Annotated in this window: 20 protein-coding genes; 11 read left to right on the top strand and 9 right to left on the bottom strand. The window is 70.1% G+C overall.

Annotated features, from left to right (window positions below; all coding sequences use genetic code 11):
- Positions 1–57: 57 nt before the first annotated feature.
- Entirely contained in the window at positions 58–1,773 is a 1,716-nt protein-coding gene (locus tag GGQ61_RS11770) for an ATP-binding protein (RefSeq protein WP_221221031.1), read from the top strand.
- Here the strand turns inward: GGQ61_RS11770 and GGQ61_RS11765 are convergent.
- Positions 1,770–2,294 carry a phosphoribosyltransferase gene (locus GGQ61_RS11765; RefSeq protein ID WP_183772880.1) on the bottom strand — a complete coding sequence of 175 codons (525 nt, stop codon included), beginning with the start codon at positions 2,292–2,294 and terminating at the stop codon, positions 1,770–1,772. The genes GGQ61_RS11770 and GGQ61_RS11765 overlap by 4 nt on opposite strands.
- Entirely contained in the window at positions 2,287–3,159 is an 873-nt protein-coding gene (locus GGQ61_RS11760; RefSeq protein WP_183772875.1) for a DUF3426 domain-containing protein, read from the bottom strand. The genes GGQ61_RS11765 and GGQ61_RS11760 overlap by 8 nt, the downstream gene beginning before the upstream one ends.
- 56 nt (positions 3,160–3,215) lie before the next feature.
- Between GGQ61_RS11760 and ftsE the strand changes: the two genes are divergently transcribed.
- The 4 genes from ftsE to GGQ61_RS11740 are packed head-to-tail and all read left to right on the top strand — an operon-like array spanning position 3,216 to position 6,140.
- Positions 3,216–3,932: a cell division ATP-binding protein FtsE gene (gene ftsE, locus GGQ61_RS11755; RefSeq protein ID WP_183772870.1), complete on the top strand. Its 717-nt coding sequence runs from the start codon at positions 3,216–3,218 to the stop codon at positions 3,930–3,932.
- Entirely contained in the window at positions 3,929–4,816 is an 888-nt protein-coding gene (locus tag GGQ61_RS11750; protein WP_183772864.1) for a cell division protein FtsX, read from the top strand. Before ftsE ends, GGQ61_RS11750 begins: the two co-directional genes overlap by 4 nt.
- A complete protein-coding gene (locus tag GGQ61_RS11745; RefSeq protein ID WP_183772858.1) occupies positions 4,813–5,424 on the top strand; it encodes an ElyC/SanA/YdcF family protein in 612 nt (203 codons plus the stop codon). The genes GGQ61_RS11750 and GGQ61_RS11745 overlap by 4 nt, the downstream gene beginning before the upstream one ends.
- A gap of 5 nt (positions 5,425–5,429) precedes the next feature.
- A complete protein-coding gene (locus GGQ61_RS11740) occupies positions 5,430–6,140 on the top strand; it encodes a lysophospholipid acyltransferase family protein (protein ID WP_183772851.1) in 711 nt (236 codons plus the stop codon).
- 37 nt (positions 6,141–6,177) lie between these two features.
- Here GGQ61_RS11740 and GGQ61_RS11735 read toward each other — a convergent pair whose 3' ends face one another.
- The gene (locus tag GGQ61_RS11735; RefSeq protein WP_183772846.1) at positions 6,178–6,717 is read right to left on the bottom strand and encodes a gamma-glutamylcyclotransferase; all 540 of its coding nucleotides are present in this window, start codon (positions 6,715–6,717) and stop codon (positions 6,178–6,180) included.
- Between GGQ61_RS11735 and GGQ61_RS11730 the strand changes: the two genes are divergently transcribed.
- Complete coding sequence (locus tag GGQ61_RS11730; RefSeq protein ID WP_183772841.1) at positions 6,716–7,783, top strand: DUF2125 domain-containing protein; 1,068 nt, start codon at positions 6,716–6,718, stop codon at positions 7,781–7,783. The two genes, GGQ61_RS11735 and GGQ61_RS11730, sit on opposite strands and share 2 nt — an antisense overlap.
- 175 nt (positions 7,784–7,958) lie before the next feature.
- Here the strand turns inward: GGQ61_RS11730 and GGQ61_RS11725 are convergent, their stop codons facing one another.
- Together GGQ61_RS11725 and GGQ61_RS11720 are read right to left on the bottom strand one after the other, a co-directional pair.
- Positions 7,959–8,537, bottom strand: a complete 579-nt coding sequence (locus tag GGQ61_RS11725) for a DJ-1/PfpI family protein (RefSeq protein WP_183772838.1) — start codon at positions 8,535–8,537, stop codon at positions 7,959–7,961.
- Between the two features lie 72 nt (positions 8,538–8,609).
- Positions 8,610–9,857, bottom strand: coding sequence for a M24 family metallopeptidase (locus tag GGQ61_RS11720; RefSeq protein ID WP_183772833.1), 1,248 nt, complete (start codon positions 9,855–9,857; stop codon positions 8,610–8,612).
- Positions 9,858–9,979: 122 nt separating this feature from the next.
- Between GGQ61_RS11720 and GGQ61_RS11715 the strand changes: the two genes are divergently transcribed.
- From GGQ61_RS11715 to GGQ61_RS11700, 4 genes are all read left to right on the top strand, one after another.
- Positions 9,980–10,729, top strand: coding sequence for a class I SAM-dependent methyltransferase (locus GGQ61_RS11715; RefSeq protein ID WP_183772828.1), 750 nt, complete (start codon positions 9,980–9,982; stop codon positions 10,727–10,729).
- Positions 10,730–10,848: 119 nt separating this feature from the next.
- Positions 10,849–11,655, top strand: a complete 807-nt coding sequence (locus GGQ61_RS11710) for a chorismate mutase (RefSeq protein WP_183772826.1) — start codon at positions 10,849–10,851, stop codon at positions 11,653–11,655.
- A 31-nt stretch (positions 11,656–11,686) separates the two neighbouring features.
- A complete protein-coding gene (gene hisC / locus GGQ61_RS11705) occupies positions 11,687–12,817 on the top strand; it encodes a histidinol-phosphate transaminase (RefSeq protein WP_183772823.1) in 1,131 nt (376 codons plus the stop codon).
- The gene (locus GGQ61_RS11700) at positions 12,814–13,743 is read left to right on the top strand and encodes a prephenate/arogenate dehydrogenase family protein (protein WP_343056128.1); all 930 of its coding nucleotides are present in this window, start codon (positions 12,814–12,816) and stop codon (positions 13,741–13,743) included. Before hisC ends, GGQ61_RS11700 begins: the two co-directional genes overlap by 4 nt.
- Here the strand turns inward: GGQ61_RS11700 and GGQ61_RS11695 are convergent.
- Positions 13,740–15,773, bottom strand: a complete 2,034-nt coding sequence (locus tag GGQ61_RS11695; protein ID WP_183772821.1) for an elongation factor G — start codon at positions 15,771–15,773, stop codon at positions 13,740–13,742. The two genes, GGQ61_RS11700 and GGQ61_RS11695, sit on opposite strands and share 4 nt — an antisense overlap.
- Positions 15,774–15,897: 124 nt before the next feature.
- On the opposite strand from GGQ61_RS11695, the gene GGQ61_RS11690 reads away from it, so the two are divergent.
- On the top strand, positions 15,898–16,230 hold the full coding sequence (locus tag GGQ61_RS11690) for a DMT family transporter (protein WP_183772819.1): 333 nt from the start codon (positions 15,898–15,900) through the stop codon (positions 16,228–16,230).
- 19 nt (positions 16,231–16,249) lie between these two features.
- Here GGQ61_RS11690 and GGQ61_RS11685 read toward each other — a convergent pair whose 3' ends face one another.
- From GGQ61_RS11685 to GGQ61_RS11675, 3 genes are read right to left on the bottom strand one after another with little or no spacing between them, the layout of a single operon-like run.
- Positions 16,250–16,714 carry an SRPBCC family protein gene (locus GGQ61_RS11685; protein ID WP_183772817.1) on the bottom strand — a complete coding sequence of 155 codons (465 nt, stop codon included), beginning with the start codon at positions 16,712–16,714 and terminating at the stop codon, positions 16,250–16,252.
- On the bottom strand, positions 16,711–17,049 hold the full coding sequence (locus GGQ61_RS11680; RefSeq protein WP_343056127.1) for an ArsR/SmtB family transcription factor: 339 nt from the start codon (positions 17,047–17,049) through the stop codon (positions 16,711–16,713). The genes GGQ61_RS11685 and GGQ61_RS11680 overlap by 4 nt, the downstream gene beginning before the upstream one ends.
- Positions 17,046–17,714 carry a glutathione S-transferase family protein gene (locus tag GGQ61_RS11675; protein ID WP_183772815.1) on the bottom strand — a complete coding sequence of 223 codons (669 nt, stop codon included), beginning with the start codon at positions 17,712–17,714 and terminating at the stop codon, positions 17,046–17,048. Before GGQ61_RS11675 ends, GGQ61_RS11680 begins: the two co-directional genes overlap by 4 nt.
- Positions 17,715–18,314 lie beyond the last annotated feature (600 nt).

The raw sequence follows: 18,314 nt of genomic DNA, 5'->3' as shown, positions 1-18,314 counted from the left end.
CTGCAAATTGTCGCGGGACTTGGGGCGGGTGCGGGTCGGAACGTGGCGTTGAACGAGATGCTGGACGATGGCAAGGACGGCGCGACGCTCGCCCAGAGCAAGCGCAGCCGTCTCAACCGTCTGGTCCTCGCCACCCTGGTGGGGGCGCTGCTCGGCCACCAGTTCGGCTGGAAGGCCGTCGGCGCCTGGATCGCCGTCAGCGCCGTGCTCGAAGTGGTCCTCCTGGCGAGCCATCTCAGCTTCACCCGCAACATCCGTAAGGATCGCAGCAAGACACGCTGGGAACGGCTGGCCCCTGCGGTCGCCTTCAGCGTTATCTGGACCGGCATGGCCGTCGGCTGCTGGATCTACGGCTCGGAGGCCGCGCGCTTCGGCGCCCTGCTGGTGATGTTCGGCATCCTGCTCGAAGGGCTGAAGTACGCCGCCCTCAGCCGCGCGGCGTTTCTCGCCATCATCCCGTTTCCGGCCGCCGCCCTGGCGATCGCCCCCCTCACCTCGGGGGACTTCAGCGGCCGCGGCGGCGTCTTCGCCGCCGGCGCGCTGGTCGCCCTCGCGATCTGCGTGATCCACGTTTCGCGCGCCCTGCGCGCCAACGCCCTGGCGCTTGAAAAGGCTCAGGCCGAGGCCCAGGAGGCCAGCCGCGCCAAGTCGGCCTTCCTGGCGATGATGAGCCACGAACTGCGCACCCCGATGAACGGCGTGCTCGGCATGGCCCACGCCCTAGCCGCCACCAAGCTCAACCGCCAGCAGGCCGACTATCTCGACATGATCGTCCAGTCGGGAGACGGCCTGATGGCGATCCTCAACGACATCCTCGACCTGTCGAAGATCGAGGCTGGAAAGCTGAACCTCGAAAGCGTCGGCTTCGACCTCGAGAAGATGGGCCGACAGACCTTCCTGCTTTGGAGCGAGACCGCCCGCCAGAAGGGGCTGGAACTGTCGCTCGACATCGACGCCGACGCGCCGACCTGGCTGGTCGGCGATCCGGTGCGCGTGCGCCAGATCCTGCTCAACCTCATCTCCAACGCCCTGAAGTTCACCGAGCAGGGCTCGGTCGCCGTCCGCATCGTCGGCCTCGTCCCGCAGGGGATCGAGATCATCGTCACTGACACCGGCGTCGGCATGCGCCGCGATCAGCAGGAAAAGTTGTTCCAGGCCTTCTCGCAGGCCGAGATCTCGACCACCCGCCGGTACGGCGGCACCGGGCTTGGCCTCTCCATCTGCCGGCAGTTGGCCGAGATGATGGGCGGTTCGATTTCGGTCGAAAGCGAACCCGGCTCAGGCTCGACCTTCCGGGTCGCGCTGCCGCTGCCGGCCTGCGCGCCGCCGGCCCCGGCCCAGGCCGCGCTCGACACCGTCAGTCTCGAAGGCCGCCAGGTGCTGGTCGTCGACGACAACAAGGTCAATCAGGCCGTCGCCCGCGCCATCCTCGAGGCGGCCGGCGCGGTGGTCAGCCTCGCCGACGACGGGGCCGACGGCCTCGACCTGTTGCGCGCGGCCCACTTCGACGTCGTACTGATGGACGTCCACATGCCGCGCATGGACGGCGTCGAGGCCCTGCGCCGCATCCGCGCCGGAGAGGCCGGGATACGCAGCATCCCGGTCCTGGCCCTGACCGCCGACGCCATGTCCGACGAGTGCGAACGGCTGATCGCCCAAGGGTTCGACGACGTCCATCCCAAGCCGATCCAGCCGGCCGAACTGATGTTCACCGTAGCGGCCTGGTGCGCGCGCGCCGATCAGGCGGCCGTGCTGGCCGCGACCGCCGCCTAGTCCATCGCGCCGATGTACGGCAGGCCGCGCAGCGCGCCCGCCGCGTCCATGCCGTAGCCGACCAGGAACCGGGCCGGCGCCTCCCAGGCCACGAAGTCCGGGACGATCGCCCGCGGCGTCGGCCAGGGCTTGCTGGCGAACACCGCGGTCAGCACCCGGCTGGCGCCGGCGTCGCGCACCAGCCGGTGCGCTTCCGACAGCGACAGGCCGGTGTCGATGACGTCGTCGATGACCAGCGCCGTGCGGCCAGCCAGCGGCCGCTGCAGGTCGGCCCGCACCTCGCAGCGCCCCAGGCTGGCGCGTTCGTCACCGTAGGAGGCCAGCCACAGGGCATCGAAACGCACATGGCGCCCGGCTCGGGCCAGCGCCCGCGTCAGGTCCGAGGCGAACCACAGCCCGCCCGTCAGCAGGCAGACCGCCACCGTCTCGTCGTCGATCACCGGCGCGATCTGCCGGGCCAGCGCCTCGACGCGCCCGGCCACCTCCTGTTCGGTCAGCAGGACGATTGGAGCGTCAGTCATGGGTCGGCAACGCGTCGGGGCTGCCCGGCGGCAGCGGTCGGGCTTCGACCGGGGCCAGGGCCGGCGGCTCGGCGGCGGGACGCAGGGTCGGGCCAGCCGGCTTGGCGACGGCGGGGGCCGGGTCGCCCTGCTTGACATTCAGGCTCACCGGCTCGCGCGGCGCAAACGCCACCTCGAGCTCCTTGGCGCTCGCCGGCGGGTCGAGCAGCGCAATTGCGAAATGACGGGTCTCGCCCGGCGGTATGCGCGCATCGGCCGGGCGAGCGATCTTGGTCGCCACCGCCTTGCCCTCGGCGTCCAGCAGGCTGATGCGCAGCGGCGGGGTCACCACCGGCTCGTTCTCGATGTTGCGGATCATGCCCGAGACCGACAGCGCCGCATGCCCGTCCTGCAGCGACGGCTCGAAGCGCACGCCCTCGATGACCAGGCCCAGGCTGTTCACCGGCAGGCCGACGCCGGCATAGGCGCTGGCCGTGCGCGGCCACAGCCGCACGACGTCGACGCGGAAGATGATCCCCAGCGCGATCATCAGCACCAGCGCTGCGGCCATGCCGGCCCAGATCACCCCGGTGGCCGCCGCCTCGCGCACCCGCCGGTCGGTATCGGCCTTGGCGCGGAACGCGCGCGGCAGCTCGTCGCCGCTCAGCTCACGGACCGGCCTTTCCTCGACAGGCTCGGGCGCCGGTTCGCGCGCGACCGCCCCCTCCTCTTCGGAGGTCTCCAGTTCCAGCGAGTCTTCGGGGGACGCAGGGGTCGCAGTCCAGCGCGCGCCACAACTGGCGCACTTCACCAACCGGCCATCCGCGGGGATCTTGGAATCGTCCACGAAATAGCTGGTGGCGCAGTCTGGACAGGTCAGTATCATGACAGCCGAATCGGACGCTCCAGCAACCTCCACCGAGGTCGCCGATTTCGGCCCCCATGTCCAGAAACCCGAACGCCACAGGCGCCATCGACGCCGATCACGCCGTTGTCCGCTTCGATGATGTGTCGATGCGCTATGGCCGCGCCCCCGAGACCTTGAAGGACCTGACCTTCTCCCTGCAGCCGGGGTCGTTCCACTTCGTCACCGGCGCTTCGGGAGCGGGCAAGACCTCGCTGTTGAAGCTTCTGTTCCTGGCGGCCAAGCCGTCCAAGGGACTCATGCACCTGTTCGGCCAGGACGTCTCCACAATCGCGCGCGAGGCCCAGCCGTTCCTGCGCCGCCGCATCGGGGTGGTGTACCAGGAGTTCAAGCTGCTCGATCACCTGTCAGTGTTCGACAACACCGCCCTGCCGCTGCGCATCGAGGGCCGCAAGCCCGACACCTACCGCGACGACGTCGCCGAGCTGCTGGCCTGGGTCGGTCTCAAGGACCGCATGCACGCCATGCCCGCCACCCTGGCCGGCGGCGAGCGCCAACGCCTGGCCATCGCCCGCGCCGTCGTCAACCGCCCAGAGATTCTGCTGGCCGATGAGCCGACCGGCAACGTCGACCCCGAGATGGCGCTGCGAATCCTCAAGCTGTTCGTCGAGTTGAACCGCCTGGGCGCCACCGTGCTGTTCGCCACCCACGACCAGGACCTCGTCGCCCGCTCGGGTATGCCGGTCCTGCATCTGGAACGCGGCCGGCTGGTCGCACAGGGGACGCGCCGATGAGCGAATTCGACGTCGCCCGCTGGCGGCCCGCCCCGTTCCTGCCCGAGTCCGACGCCCGCGACGCTTCGCTGACCTTCGTCGTCGCGGTGCTCTGCTTTCTCGCATGCCTGACCCTGCTGGCGGTGCTCGCCGCCGACCGCGCCGCCCGCGACTGGACCGACCAGCTCGAAGGTCAGGCGACGATCATCGTGCGGCCCAAGGCCAACGAGACGCCCGACGGCGCGGCCGCCCGCGCCGCAGAAACCCTGGCCGGGGTCGACGGGGTCGCCGAGGCCCGCGCCATCGAGCGCGAGAAGGCCGAGGCGCTGATCGCTCCCTGGCTCGGCGACGCCGACCTCTCAGATCTGCCGGTGCCGAGGCTGGTCGCCGTGCAGCTGACCCGCGAGCGACCGGCGAGCGCCGCGACCCTGGATCAGGCGCTGAAGGCGCAGGGACTCGACGCCGTCGTCGACGATCATTCGGTCTGGATGGCCGATATTCAGCGCTCGGCCCGCACCGCCCGCTGGGTCGGGCTGGCCGTGTTCGGCCTGATCGCCGTGGCCGCCGCCGCCGTCGTCGCCTTCGCGACCCGCGCCGGCCTCGCCGCCCGCCGCGAGGTGGTCGAGGTGCTGCACCTTTCCGGCGCCGAGGACAGCTTCATCGCCCGCCTGTTTCAGGTCCGCTTCGCGCGCATGGCGGCGTTGGCGGGCTTGTTCGGAGCCGGCGGGGCGGCGATCATGGGGGCTCTGTTGCGTTTGGCGGGTGGAGGCCAAGGTTTGACGCCGGTGCTGCCGATCGCCTGGATCGATCTCCTGTCCGTCCTGCCCGCGCCGCTGGTGGCCGGCGGCGTCGCCGCCTTGGCCGCCCGCTTCACCGCCCAGGCCATGGTCCGGGAGCTGGCGTGAAAGGCCTGAGCGCCCTCCTCGTCGCGGCCGTTATCTGGGCGGCCGGACTGCTCGCCTTCGCCGAGCGGGTCGAGCGCTCGACCCCGGCGCCGCAGCCGCCGCGCGCCGACGGCGTCGTCGCCCTGACCGGGGCCGGCTCCAACGAACGCATCGGCGCAGCCATGGAGCTGCTGGCCGACGGCAAGGCCCGCCGCATGCTGGTCTCCGGCGTCAGCCGCGAGGCCTCGCGTGAGGACATTCGCGTGGTCAGCCGCGCCGTGCGCCGGCTCTACGACTGCTGCGTCGATCTCGGCTTCGACGCCGCCAACACCCTTGGCAACGCCCGCGAGACCCAGGAGTGGGCGCGGGCCATGCGCTTCGACAGCCTGATCGTGGTCACCGCCGACTACCACATGCCGCGCGCCATGCTGGAACTGCGCGGCGCCATGCCCGACAAGCGACTTACCCCCTATCCGGTCGCCACCTCGGTGATGAACGCAGGCCGCTGGTGGCGTACCAGCGGAGCTGCGCGGTTGATGGTGACCGAGTACTGCAAGTATCTGGCGATCCTGGGCCGCGAGGCCGTATTGGGCCTTGGCCCCCGCAACGACGCGCCGAAGAAAGGCTGACCTGTTTGACCACCCTGCGCTCCCTGGCGTTCGCCTTCCTGTTCTATCTGTGGTCGGTCCTCGTCGCTGTCGGCTGTGCGATCGTCGTCCTGCCGGCTCCGCGCAGCTGGTGCACGGAGATGATGCGCGGCTGGGCAAAGGGCATCATCTTCCTGCTGCGCGTGGTCTGCGACATCAAGGTCGAGGTCCGCGGCCGCGAGCACATGCCGACCGGCGCGGCCCTGCTGGCCCCCAAGCACCAGTGCATGTTCGACGTATTCGCCCAGTTCGCTTTCATGCCCGACGCCTGCTTCGTCATGAAGAAGGAGCTGATGTGGATCCCGTTCTTCAGCTGGTACGCACTGAAGGCCAAGATGATCGTCGTCGATCGCGAGGGCCACTCGGCCGCCCTGCGCAAGCTGGTCAAGGACGCCCAGGAACGCTTCGCCGAACACCGGCAGGTGATCATCGCCCCTGAGGGCACGCGCACCGCGCCGGGGGCGGCCCCCGACTATAAGCCCGGCATAGCCGCCCTCTACCGCGAGATCGACGTGCCGGTGCACCCGATCGCCACCAACGCCGGCGTCCACTGGCCCAAGCACGGCTTCACCCGCAAGCCGGGGATCATCGTCTTTGAGTACCTCGAGCCGATCCAGCCGGGCCTAAAGCGCGCCGAATTCATGCGCACCCTGCAGGAGCGCACCGAAACCGCCTCGAACGCGCTGCTGACCCTGTGACGTGAATCTCCCCTCTCACCTGGGGAGGGAGAATTCCTTACCGCGCCGCCAGCTCGCGCGCCTCGACCATGCCGAGCAGCTTCTCCATCGCCTGATCGTGCATCCCCATCTCGCAGAGGTGGGCGACCAGGTCGCGCAGATAGTCGACATTGCGGCCCGACAGGCCGTGGGCCCCGGCGATCAGCTCGGCCTGCCGCTCGAGCGACAGCGCCCCCGCCCATTGCGGGTGATGCACGTCGGACAAGAACACCAGCGTCTCGACCCGATGGCCGTTCGCCAGCCGGATGTTGGCCTTGGCCTCGACATAGGTCTCGGTCGGCTGCTCACGTTCGCGCAGGTACTCGTAGGTCGCCGGCCAGTGTTCCTCCGCGACCCGATAGGCCGCGCCGCGCACCGCGCCGCCCGGCGCCAGGCCCAGCACCAGGCCCGGCCGCTCGTAGGTGCCGCGATGGTGCACCGAATAGATGCAGAAGGCGCGCCGCCGCCCGTGTAGGGTGGCGCTCTGGCGCTCGACGAACTCGAACCCCGGACGCCACATCAGCGACCCGTAACCGAAGACCCAACGCTCAACCGACATGGCCCGCCGCGATAATCCCGCTCCGTCTTCCTCCCCTGTGCCCGATCCGGCGCACCGCCGCAAACCCCGACGCGCAGCGCTCTACATCCCGTTCATCATCGCCGGTGTCGCCGCCATCGGCTGGAGCGGCCTGTGGCTCTATGCCCGCGGCGAGGCGGACAAGCGGCTCGAGGCCGGCGCCGAACAGCTGCGCAAAGCCGGCTACGACGTCGCCTGGAGCAGCAAGCGGATCTACGGCTACCCGTTCCGGCTCAACATCCAGCTCGACGACGCCAAGATCCGCGAGCCGTCCGGCTGGGCGCTGGCCGCCCCGAAGCTCGAAGCCCAGGCGTACATGCATGGCCTGTCCACCTGGGTGGTGGCCACGCCGGGCGGCCTGACCTTCACCCGCCCGATCGGCGGTCCGGTCGACGTGAAGGGCGAGGTGATCCACGCCAGCCTCGCCGGTCTCGACCAGCCGCTGCCGCGCTTCTCGTTCGAGGGGACCAAGTTGACCTTCTCGCCGACGCCGGGGGCCCAGCCATTCGCGCTGTCGGCCGCCGACAAGGTTGAGTTCCACTTCCGGCCCGGCCCCGACGATCAGGCCGCGGTGTTCTTCAAGGTCGACGCCGGCAAAGCCCGGCTCTCCGGACTGTTCGCCCGCGTCGCCGGCGACAAGCCGATCTCGATCTCGTGGGATTCGCTGCTCTCGAAGATCAGCGCCTTCCAGGGCGCCAACTGGCCCGAGGCGGTCCGCGCCTGGACCACCGCGGGCGGTCGCATGACCGTGCGCCAAGCCGGGATCACCGCCGGAGAAGCGGTGCTCGGCGCTCAGTCCGGCGTGCTCAGCGTCGGCTATGACGGCCGCCTGAACGGCTCGCTCGACGTCACCCTGCGCGAAGCGCCCAAGGCGCTCGGCGCCATGGCCGAGACCGGCGTCATCCGTCCGGAAGCCGCCATGGCCGCCTCGGCGGTCGCCGCCGCCCGCCAGGGCAATGACGACCTCGCCCGCGCCAACGTCACATTCCAGGCCGGCCAGACCACCCTCGGCCCGGTCGCCATCGGCCCGGCCCCGAAGGTGTACTGACGCCTCACCGCGGTCGCCCCATCGCGTGTCATCCCGGTCTGCGCAGCAAGACCGGGATGACATCAGATGAATTAGAACTCGGCTCGGCCCCGGGCCGTCGCCCCTTCCCGCGCGAATGCGTCCCCGACAAGCCCTGCGGGCTTTCCGGGACGACATCTTGAACTAGGCTCGTAGATCACCCCGCCAGCTCCGCCGCGCACATCGCCCGGAACTGCGCCAGGCTGTCGGCCCGCTCGGGATGCAGCGCGCCCAGCACCTCGATCGTGAAGGTGACCGGCGCCGAGCCGGCCGCCGTCACCAGGGTGCCGTCGCGCACCGCCGCCGGGGTGTCGACATAGAGGTCCCAGGCCCGGTAGCCGGGCGTATAGCAGCGCATGAAGTCGAGCGCGTTGGAGGTGTGGCGCCGGCTGTCCAACAGACCGGCGCGCGCCGCCGCCACCGTCCCGGCGCAGATCGCTCCGACCACTTTGCCGGCCTCGTCCGCGGCCCGCAGCACCGGGGCGATGTCGGGCGCGTCGTCGCCGGTCCAGCCGTCCGACCCGATCACCACCAGCGCGTCGTACGCGTCCGGCGTCAGGTCCTCGATGGCCGATCCGGGGTCGATGGTCATGCCGCCCATCGAGGTGACCGGCCGCCCGCCCGGCGTGTGGAACGAGGTCGCCCCGTCGAAATAGGTCCGTGCCGCGGCGCTCAGCTGCGCGTGCTCCCAATCGGCGAAGTTGTCGATGACGATGAAGGCGATGTGCTTGCCCATGGCGATGCTCCAGACGCGCGATGACGAAACGCATCATCGCCGCCCCCGGCGCCAGAACCTGTCAGCAGGATGTCAGCCCATCGGCCGGTCGATCGAGGTCGGCGGCGTGGAGAACCAGCGCGGCCCCTGCTCGGTCATATAGAGGCAGTCCTCCAGCCGCACCCCGAATCGGCCGGGCAGATAGAGCCCCGGCTCGTTGGACAGGCACATGCCCGGCGCCAGCTTCGTCGCCTCGCCGCGCACGAAGTTGATTGGCTCGTGGCCCTCCATGCCGATGCCGTGCCCGGTCCGGTGCGACAAGCCCGGCAGGCCGTAGTCCGGCCCATAGCCCAGGCTCTCGTAGTAGCGGCGCACGGCGTCGTCGACGGCGCCGGCGGCGACCCCGACCTGGGCGGTCTCGAAGGCGATCTGCTGGCCGCGCGCCACCTCGTTCCAGACCTTGCGCTGGGCGGCCGTCGGCTCGCCGAACACGAAGGTTCGCGAGATGTCGGACTGGTAGCCTTCGACGGTGCAGCCGCAGTCCATCAGCACGATCTCGCCCTCGCGCACGACCTGCGGCTTCTCCGAACCGTGCGGCAGGGCTGCGTCCGGGCCGACCAGCACCATCTCGAATTCGGGCGAGCCGCCCAGGGCGCGGGTCGCCTTGTGCATGATCGCCCCGACGTCGGCGTGGCTCATGCCGCGCTCGACCTTGCCGTGAGTGTAGCGATAGGCGGCCATCGTCACGTCGGCGGCCAGCTGCATCAGCGCCAGTTCGGCCGGCGACTTGATCATTCGGCAACCGCGCACGACGTCGGCGCCGGACACGAACCGCACGTCGGGCATCCGCCGCGCCAGGCCGTCATGGACGAAGAAGCGGACCGTCTCCTCGACCCCGATCTTGCCCGCGGCGAGCTTGCGCGCCTTCAGCCAGTCGGCGACGACCAGGGCCGGGTCCTCGTCCTCCTGCCAGACCCGCACCTGCGCGGGGACCGCCAGGGTCTCGCGCACCGACGGCTCCTCGAAGTGCGGGGTGACGATCAGGGTCTCGCCCTCGACCGGGATGATCGCCGCTGTCACCCGCTCGCTGCGCCACCAGCGCACTCCAGTGAAGTAGGTCAGCGACGCGCCGGCCTCGACCACCAGCGCCGAAAGTCCCGACGCCTTCATCAGCCGCTGGATCTTGGCCATCCGCGCCGCCCGCTCCTGCGGCGAGATCGGAACCGCCCCGCCGGTGATCTTGCTCAGGCCCTCGACCTGCGCGGCCGCCGCGCCTCCAAGGCTCAGCACCAGTCCGGCGCCGGCCGCGCCGGTCAGGAAATTCCGTCGATCCAGAACCATGGCGCATCCCCCTCGTCACGCAGCTATGTGAGCCGAGCCGCTGACTCGCTCCAACCGATAACAACGATATTCCCGAAGCGTCCGCGCGCGGCTAGCTTGACGGCAAAAGCAGAGGCGTCCCCATGACCACCCGCACCAGCATCCTCGCCCTCATGCTCGCCGCCGGCCTGGCGGTCCCCGCGCTCGCCGCGCCGCCAACCAACATCGCCGCGGCCCTGGCCGATCCGGCCCGCCCCGCCGCCGACGTGGCCCGCGACGCCGCCCGTAAGCCCGCCGAGCTGCTGGCCCTGGCCGACATCAAGACCGGCGACAAGGTGGCCGACTTCGTGATCGGCGGCGGCTACGTCACCCGCATCCTGTCGGCCGCCGTCGGCCCGACCGGCCACGTGTACGCCTACCAGCCGGCGGAGTTCATCAAGTTCCAGGCTTCATATGGCGAGAACCTCAAGAAGGTCGCCGACGCCTACAAGAACGTCACCCCGCTCGACGCCAGCTTCCAGCAGCTCGACCTGCCCGACGGCCTCGACGCCATCGTCACCGTCCAGAACTACCACGACCTCTATCTGAAGCCCTTCCCTTCCGGGACCGCCGCCAAGGTCGACGCCGAGCTCTTCAAGTCGCTGAAGCCCGGCGGCGTGCTGCTGGTGGTCGACCACGCCGCCCTGCCCGGCTCCGGCATAAGCGCCGCCGACAGCCTGCATCGCATCGATCCCGCGGCGGTGAAGAGCGACCTCAAGGCCGCCGGCTTCGTGCTGGAGAGCGAAAGCCCGCTGTTCCACGAAGCCGCCGATCCGCACACCACCAACGTCTTCGACCCGTCCATCCGCGGCAAGACCGACCAGTTCACCCTGGTGTTCCGCAAACCGCGCTAGGGCGCCGCGCCGCCCCACACGGCAACAGGTTTCCCGTGCAACTTTTTTGCGGCGAAGGGGCCTATTGCGCCATCGTCTGCGATGACCTATGCGCCGAAACTTCGTTTTCGGGGGAAAGTATGGCCAAGGCCGATCCCAAGTCCGCTCCGCCCACCCTCGAGGCCGTGCGCGCGCGTATCGACGCGATCGACGCCCAGCTGCTGGCGCTGGTGGACGAGCGCGCGGGCCTTGCCGTCCAGGTCGCCGCCGCCAAAGCCGCCGCCGGCGACGCCGACAAGTTCGCCCTCCGCCCCGGGCGTGAGGCCCAGCTCCTGCGCGCCCTGCTCGACAAGCCGCGCAACGCCGCCCGTCCCAGCCTGGTCGTCCGCATCTGGCGCGAACTGATCGGCGACAGCCTGTCGCGTCAGGGCCCGTTCCACATCTCCGTCTTCGGCGGTCGCGATCCCGGCCGCGCGGTCGAAGGCGCGCGCCTGCGTTTCGGCGCGGCGCCCTCGCTGCGCCAGGTCGCCCGCCCCGAAGACGCCATCGCCGGCGCCAAGACTCTCGGCGGCGTCGCCGTGCTCGCCCTCTCGTCCGACACCCCCTGGTGGGGCCGTCTGCTGGCCGAGCCGCGGCTCAAGGTCTTTGCGGCCCTGCCGTGCCTGGCGGCCTGGGGCCCAAACGTCGCCCTGGCCGTCGCCGAGGTCGAGGTCGAACCCACCGGCGCGGACCTGACCTACTGGGTCACCGACGCCGGCGGCACGGCCCAGGCTATCGAGAACGCGCTCGGCCGCGATGGCGTCGCCGGCGATCTGATCGCCGAAGCCGGCGGTCTCAAGCTGTTCGCGCTGATGGGCTTCTACCAGCCCGGCGACGAGCGCCTGGCCCGCGCGCCTGGCCGGCTGACCGGAGTCATCGGGGCTGCGCCGGCGCCGATCGACGTGTAAGACGGCGCTCCCTCCCATCGCCGCAAAACCCATGTCCGACACCGTTCTCGACCGCGCCTCCGCCCCGCGCCCGACGCCCAAGCCGGGCATCCTCGACATCGCCCCCTACGTACCGGGCAAGTCGAAGGTCGAAGGGGTCGAGCATCCGCTGAAGCTGTCGGCGAACGAGAACATTCTCGGCTCCAGCCCGGCCGCGCGCGAGGCGTTCTCGACCGCTTTCGACCAACTGCAGATGTACCCGGACGGGCGCTCGACCATCCTGCGCGAGGCGCTGGCGGCGACCTACGGCCTGGAGCCTGATCGCCTGCTGTTCGGCTGCGGCTCGGACGAGATCTTCCAGATGCTGAACCAGACCTTCCTCGAACCGGGCGACAACATCGTCCAGGGCGAGTTCGGCTTCGGCGCCTACGCCATCGGCGCGCGCGCCTGCCAGGCGGAGGTGCGCATGGCGCCCGAGCCCGGCTACCGCATCGACGTCGACGAGCTCCTGAAGCTGGTCGACGAGCGCACCCGCATCGTCTTCGTCGCCAACCCGGCCAACCCGACCGGCACCTGGAACTCCGGCGAAGAGATCCGCCGCCTGCACGCGGGCCTGCCGCCCAGCGTCGTGCTCTGCCTCGACGGCGCCTATGCCGAGTTCTGCGACGACCCGGCCTACGAGGACGGCATGTCGATGGTCCGCGAGTTCGAGAACGTCGTCGTCACCCGCACCTTCTCCAAGCTGCACGGCCTGGCCGCGCTGCGGGTCGGCTGGGCCTACATGCCGCGGGAGATGGCGGCCGCCGTCGACCGCATCCGCCTGCCGTTCAACGTCAACATCCCGGCCCAGCTCGCCGCCGTCGCCGCGCTCGGCGATGCGGACTTCCAGCGCCGCTCGCTGGCCCTCGTGAATCAGTGGCGCCCGTGGCTGGCCCAGCAGCTCGGCGGCCTCGGCCTCGAGCCGCTGCCCTCGGCCGCCAACTTCGTGCTGGTCGGCTTCCCGGCCACCCCGGGCAAGACCGCCAAGGAGGCCGACGCCTTCCTCAGCGCCCGCGGCCTGATCACCCGCTACGTGGCCGGCTACGGCCTGCCCAACCACCTGCGCATCACCATCGGCCTGGAAGTGCACAACCGCGCCGTCGTCGAGGCCCTGGCCGAATTCATGAAGGGAGCCGCGCAGTGAGCGTGATCTATCCGCGCATGGCGGTGATCGGCTGCGGCCTGATCGGCTCGTCGGTGATCCGCGCCGCCCGCGAGGCCGGCGCCGTCGGCCACGTCTTCGTCGCCGACGCCAGCGAGGCGCACCGCGCGCGCATCCTCGAGCTCGGCTACGCCGACGAGGTCACCGGCGACATCGCCGAGGCGGTCAAGGACGCCGACCTCGTGGTCCTGGCCGTTCCCGTGCTGGCGATGGGCCAGGCCGCCGCCGCCGCCGCGTCCGCGCTGAAGCCGGGCGCCACGGTCACCGACGTCGGCTCGGTCAAGGGCAGCGTCGCCGAGGCGATGGCCAAGGCTCTGCCCGAAGACGTCTTCGTCATTCCCGGCCACCCGATCGCCGGCACTGAGCACTCCGGCCCTGACGCCGGCCTCGCCGAACTGTTCCAGAACCGCTGGGTGATCCTGACGCCCCAGCCGCGCGACGACGAAGCCTATGTCGAGGCGACCGGCCGCCTGGCCGAGTTCTGGCGCGCGCTCGGCGCCAATGTCGAACAGATGGACGCCGGCCACCACGACCTGGTCCTGGCCGTGACCAGCCACCTGCCCCACCTGATCGCCTACAACATCGTCGGCACCGCCGCCGACATGGAGGAGGTCACCCAGGCCGAGGTGATGAAGTACTCGGCCGGCGGCTTCCGCGACTTCACCCGCATCGCCGCCTCCGACCCGACCATGTGGCGCGACGTCTTCGTGGCCAACAAGGACGCGGTCCTGGAAATCCTCGGCCGCTTCACCGAGGACCTCCAGGCGCTGTCGCGCGCCATCCGCTGGGGCGAGGCCGACAAGCTCTACGACCTCTTCAGCCGCACCCGCGAAATCCGCCGCGGCATCATCGCCGCCGGTCAGGAAAGCGCCGAACCCAACTTCGGACGCGACCGCGGCAAGCACTAGGCCACGTGCTGCTCGCCGCCCTTGGTCACCTGCTCGGCCAGCTTGCCGGGCAGCTCGGCCATGTGGTCGAACTCCGCCGTAAACTCGCCCAGCCCCTGGGTCAGTCCGCGCAGCTCCTGGATCAGGTCCTGGCGCTCGGCCCGCGGCAGGCAGACCTCGATCTCGTCCCAGCCGCTCCAGCCTTCACGCGGGGAAAAGCCGAGGATCTGGCCGCGCCGCGCGGTCACCGCCTGGGTGATCTTCGAGGTCGAGGCCTGCGGCGCGTGGATGACCAGCTTCTCGACCGGCTCCAGCAGATAGGGCGCGGCGGCCCGCAGGCCCTCGCTCATCGCCAGCCGCCCCGCCGCCCGGAAGCTCATCTCCGAGGAGTCGACGCTGTGGTAGGAGCCGTCGACCAGCACCACCTCGACGTCGGTCACCGGGAACCCGAACGCCCCGCGCTCCATGGCGTCGCGCACGCCCTGCTCGACCGAGGGGATCCACTGCTTGGGCACCACCCCGCCGGTGATCTTCTGCGAGAACGAAAAGCCCTCGCCGCGCGCCCGCGGCCGGATTTCCAGCACCACGTCGCCGAACTGACCGTGGCCGCCGGTCTGCTTCTTGTGCCGCCCGCGCTGTGTCACCGGTTTGCGCAAGCTCTCCTGGTAGGAGACCTTCGGCCGGCCGGTCGCCGCCTCCACGCCGAACCGCCGCTTCAGCCGCTCCAGCAGCACCTGCAGGTGCGCCTCGCCGCGGCCGGAGACGATAGTCTCCTGGGTGGCCGGATCCTGGGCGATGACGATCGCCGGGTCCTCTTCCGCCAGCTTGTTCAGCGCCGCCGACAGCCGCACGTCGTCCTTGCGGTCCTTGGCCGAGATCGACATCGAGAAGAGCGTCGCCGGCGGGAACGCCGGCTGCGCCAGGGTGCGCGCCTTCCCGTCCATCGAAACCACCATGCCGGGGCTCGCCGCCTCCAGCTTGCCGATCGCCACCACCTCGCCTTCCAGCGCCTTGTCGGTCTTCTTACCGCTGGGCGAGGAGAACGTGGTCAGGCCGCTGGCCCGCGCCTTGTCGCCGCCGCCCAGGGTCAGCTCCTGGCCGTCGGCCAGTTCGCCCTGCATCACCCGACCATAGGCGATCTTGCCCGCCTGGCCGGCGTACGAGGTCTTGAAGATGTAGGTGCAGGGCCCGTCCAGTCCCATGCGGGCGGCGGCCGCGACGACGTCCGGGGTCTCGTGCCGCAGCGCCTTCAACAGCCGCCGCACCCCGAACCCGTTCAGCGCCGAACCAAAGAACACCGGGGTGATCAACCCCTGCGCCAGATCCGCCACCAGGTCGGCGAACACCGCGTCCCGCTCCGGACTGAGATCCGACAGCAACTGCTCCATCAGCGTGTCGTCGAAATCGGCCAGCTGCTCGAGCATGCGGAACCGCGCATCGGCCTCCAACGCCGCCATGTCGCCGGCGAGATCGACCTGCTGGCTCGGCTGACCCGGCCGGTAGATGAAGGCCCGCTCCAGCGCCAGGTCGACGAACCCGGTCACGTGCTCTTTCTCGACCATCGGGATCTGCCGGGCGACCAGCCGGTTTCCGGACGCCGGGGCCATCGCCGCCATCAGCTCGTCCAGCCCGCCGCGCGCCTGGTCGATCTTGTTGACGAACACCGCGTGCGGCGTGCGCCGCGCCTCCAGTTCCTTGAAGATCGGCTGCAGCAGATGCGCCCGCATCGGGTTCGGATCGGCGACGATGATCGCCAGATCCACCGCCGGCAGCACATAGTCCTCCGTCCCGGCGAACTCCGGCGATCCGGGACAGTCGATCACCGCATAGCGGTCGCCCATGAACTCGAAGCCCGCGACGTTGAACTCGATCGACTGCCCGCGGGCCCGCGCCTCGGGACTGGCGTCCCCGACGCTGGCCGAGCCGACCTCGCCCTGGCGCGGGATCGCACCGGCCGCGAACAGCATGGCTTCCATAAGGGTTGTCTTACCGGCTCCCGCCGCGCCGACGAGGGCGATGGCGCGTGCGGCGCCGGAACCTGGTCTGCCCATCCTATGGGCCCTCCCAACTGGAGGCGCCCGCCTCTTGGGAGCGGGCGCTTGTGACCCCGACCGCCTATATGCTTCCACCCGCTTGGCCATCTGCACAAGCGGGTAGTTCGACGAAGGAGCAGGGATGAACGGTTACGCTTGGCTGGGTCTGGCCATCGTCGCGGAGGTGATCGCCACCACCGCCCTCAAGGCCTCCGACAGCTTCTCGAAGCTGGGCCCGTCCCTGCTCACGGCGGTCGGCTACGGCGTCGCCTTCTACTGCCTGTCGCACTCGATGAAGACGGTCCCGGTCGGGGTCGGCTACGCGATCTGGTCGGGCGTCGGCATCGTGCTGATCACCATCATCGCCTGGGTGTTGTTCAAGCAGCGGCTCGATCCGCCGGCCATGGTCGGCATGGGCCTGATCGTCGCCGGCGTGTTGGTGATCAACGTCTTCTCCAAGAGCTCGGCCCACTGACCTCCGCTCAGGAGAGCGCTCAGTGGGCGCCGGCCGCCTCGACCTCCAGCGCCAGCCGCTCGATCCCCTCGCGGGTGCCGTGGATGCGATCCTCCAGGTCGTCGTGGCCGTCGAAATAGGCCAGCTGCTCGGTCATCCGCATGAAGGTCGCTTCGCGCTCGGCGCTGAACTCGACCGTCACCAACGAGGCCGACAGCCGCTTGCCGCCGATCTCGATGTCATAGGCGAAGACGATCCGCGCATCCTGGACGATGTCGAAGAACACCTTCTCGACCCGCTGGCTCACCCCGTCGGGCAGCTGCGCGCGATAGCTCTCCCGCCCGCCGGGCCGGAAATCCATGGTCAGCTCCGTCTCGCCTTCCTCGGCGTGACAGTCGGACCAGCGCTTCTTGGCCTCCAGGTCGGCCCAGGCGCCGAACACCGCAGCTGGCGACGCGGCGAACCGGCGCTCGATCACGAAGCTGGTGTGGCTCGCAGAGGTCATCGCTCGTCTCCGCTCTTGGTCTGCGCCAGATAGGCGTCCAGCCGGTCGAACTGCGCGTTCCAGGCCCGCTTGCGCTGCGCCACCCAGGCCTCCAGCCCGGCGAAGGCGTCAGGTGCCAGACGATAGGTCCGCACCCGCCCGGCCTTCTGCGAGGAGACCATGCCGCTGGCCTCCAGCACCGCCAGGTGCTTCATCACCGACGGCAGCGCCAGCGTCGTCGGCGCCGCCAGTTCGCTGGCCGAGGCCGGGCCGCTCGCCAGCCGGTCGATCATCGCGCGCCGGCCCGGATCGGCCAGGGCCGTGAACACCCGGTCCAGCGCCTCGACGCCGGTCACGCCTCCTCCAGGAAGCGCGCAGGCATCAGCTCGCGATAGGGGAAATATTCGAAGAACGGCCGCGCCTCGCTAAGCGTCCGCGCCACCGACGGCCGCGCGACCAGCCGCTCGAAATAGGCGGCCAGTTCACGCCGCTCCTCGCCCCAAGGCTCGACGATGCCAGCGTAGAACAGCGCGGGCGCGGCCGCGCAGTCGGCCAGGCTGAAGTCTGCGCCCGCCGCCCAGCTGCGGCCCGCCATATGCCCCTCGATCAGACCATAGGCCATCTGCAGCATGTCGCGGGCGTTCTCGACCCCGCGCGGGTCCTTCTCGTCCCCCGCCCGCATCCGGTCGGCGACGATCTTCTGCATCGGCGTCATCACGTACTGGTCGAGGAGGCGATCCCACAGCCGCGCCTCCAGCCGCGCCTCGGCGTCCGTCGGCAGCATCGGCGGACCGGGATAGTGCGCATCCAGATACTCGAGCTGGATGCTGGTCTCCGGCACCACCCGCTTCCCGTCGACCAGCAGCGGGATCTTCGCGGTCGGCCACAACGCCGCGAACTCCTCCGCCGTCTGCGAGAGATCGAGCACCCGCGCCTCGAACGGCGTCCCGCGCTCATAGAGCCCGATCAGCACCTTGTGGCAGTAGGACGACAACGGATGGAAGTGCAGCACCAGGCTCATCGGCTCGGCTCCAATTAGTTTCCGCACGAGCTAACTATCTGGCAGCGAACCTGGCAAGCAAAACTTTCCTGCGCGGCTAAGTGTTTCCTCCCCGCTTCGCAGGGGAGGAATACACATCCACCCGCTGTCATCCCGGTTTCGGCAGCCGAAGACCGGGACCCATGAACACCGGATGAGTCGGGACACGGCTCGGCCGCGCGCCATTCTCCCGCTCCAGCGCGAAAGGGTCCCGGACAAGCGCTGACGCGCCTTCCGGGATGACACTCTGAGGTCAAACCTGTCGGCGTGAGCCCCACGCCGCGACCACCCAAAAGGCGAGCCCGCTCACCGAACCCGCCGCCGCCGCGATCGCGACTAGCCAGAGCGCGGCGGATCTAGGCCCTAGCCCGACAGCAACCACCAACCATGGCGCGGAGGCGACCAGTGCGCCGGTGATCGTCGCGCGCAGCGACGTCAGCCGAACGCCTCGCCGTCGCGCGATGAGATACGTCGGCACGCCCAGGACCAACGCCGGCAGGTACGCAAAGAAGACCAAGGTTAGAAGGCCAATGCTCACCCAACCTTGGCTCCCAAGCACGAGCGCTGCGATGATCCACCCGG

The organism is Phenylobacterium haematophilum, assembly GCF_014196295.1.
Classification (GTDB): Bacteria; Pseudomonadota; Alphaproteobacteria; order Caulobacterales; family Caulobacteraceae; genus Phenylobacterium; species Phenylobacterium haematophilum.
The sequence above is the reverse complement of the archived record's forward strand: the minus strand, read 5'-3'. Positions and strand labels throughout refer to the sequence as shown.

Excerpts from the sequence above, each read along its gene's own strand:
- GGQ61_RS11695 (WP_183772821.1), bottom strand. The coding sequence starts at position 15,773 with ATGGGCAGACCAGGTTCCGGCGCCGCACGCGCCATCGCCCTCGTCGGC.
- GGQ61_RS11765 (WP_183772880.1), bottom strand. The coding sequence starts at position 2,294 with ATGACTGACGCTCCAATCGTCCTGCTGACCGAACAGGAGGTGGCCGGG.
- GGQ61_RS11710 (WP_183772826.1), top strand. The coding sequence starts at position 10,849 with ATGGCCAAGGCCGATCCCAAGTCCGCTCCGCCCACCCTCGAGGCCGTG.
- hisC (WP_183772823.1), top strand. The coding sequence starts at position 11,687 with ATGTCCGACACCGTTCTCGACCGCGCCTCCGCCCCGCGCCCGACGCCC.
- GGQ61_RS11715 (WP_183772828.1), top strand. The coding sequence starts at position 9,980 with ATGACCACCCGCACCAGCATCCTCGCCCTCATGCTCGCCGCCGGCCTG.
- GGQ61_RS11685 (WP_183772817.1), bottom strand. The coding sequence starts at position 16,714 with ATGACCTCTGCGAGCCACACCAGCTTCGTGATCGAGCGCCGGTTCGCC.
- GGQ61_RS11725 (WP_183772838.1), bottom strand. The coding sequence starts at position 8,537 with ATGGGCAAGCACATCGCCTTCATCGTCATCGACAACTTCGCCGATTGG.
- GGQ61_RS11770 (WP_221221031.1), top strand. The coding sequence starts at position 58 with ATGCTGGACGATGGCAAGGACGGCGCGACGCTCGCCCAGAGCAAGCGC.
- GGQ61_RS11730 (WP_183772841.1), top strand. The coding sequence starts at position 6,716 with ATGGCCCGCCGCGATAATCCCGCTCCGTCTTCCTCCCCTGTGCCCGAT.
- GGQ61_RS11690 (WP_183772819.1), top strand. The coding sequence starts at position 15,898 with ATGAACGGTTACGCTTGGCTGGGTCTGGCCATCGTCGCGGAGGTGATC.
- ftsE (WP_183772870.1), top strand. The coding sequence starts at position 3,216 with ATGTCCAGAAACCCGAACGCCACAGGCGCCATCGACGCCGATCACGCC.
- GGQ61_RS11735 (WP_183772846.1), bottom strand. The coding sequence starts at position 6,717 with ATGTCGGTTGAGCGTTGGGTCTTCGGTTACGGGTCGCTGATGTGGCGT.
- GGQ61_RS11760 (WP_183772875.1), bottom strand. The coding sequence starts at position 3,159 with ATGATACTGACCTGTCCAGACTGCGCCACCAGCTATTTCGTGGACGAT.
- GGQ61_RS11720 (WP_183772833.1), bottom strand. The coding sequence starts at position 9,857 with ATGGTTCTGGATCGACGGAATTTCCTGACCGGCGCGGCCGGCGCCGGA.
- GGQ61_RS11675 (WP_183772815.1), bottom strand. The coding sequence starts at position 17,714 with ATGAGCCTGGTGCTGCACTTCCATCCGTTGTCGTCCTACTGCCACAAG.
- GGQ61_RS11750 (WP_183772864.1), top strand. The coding sequence starts at position 3,929 with ATGAGCGAATTCGACGTCGCCCGCTGGCGGCCCGCCCCGTTCCTGCCC.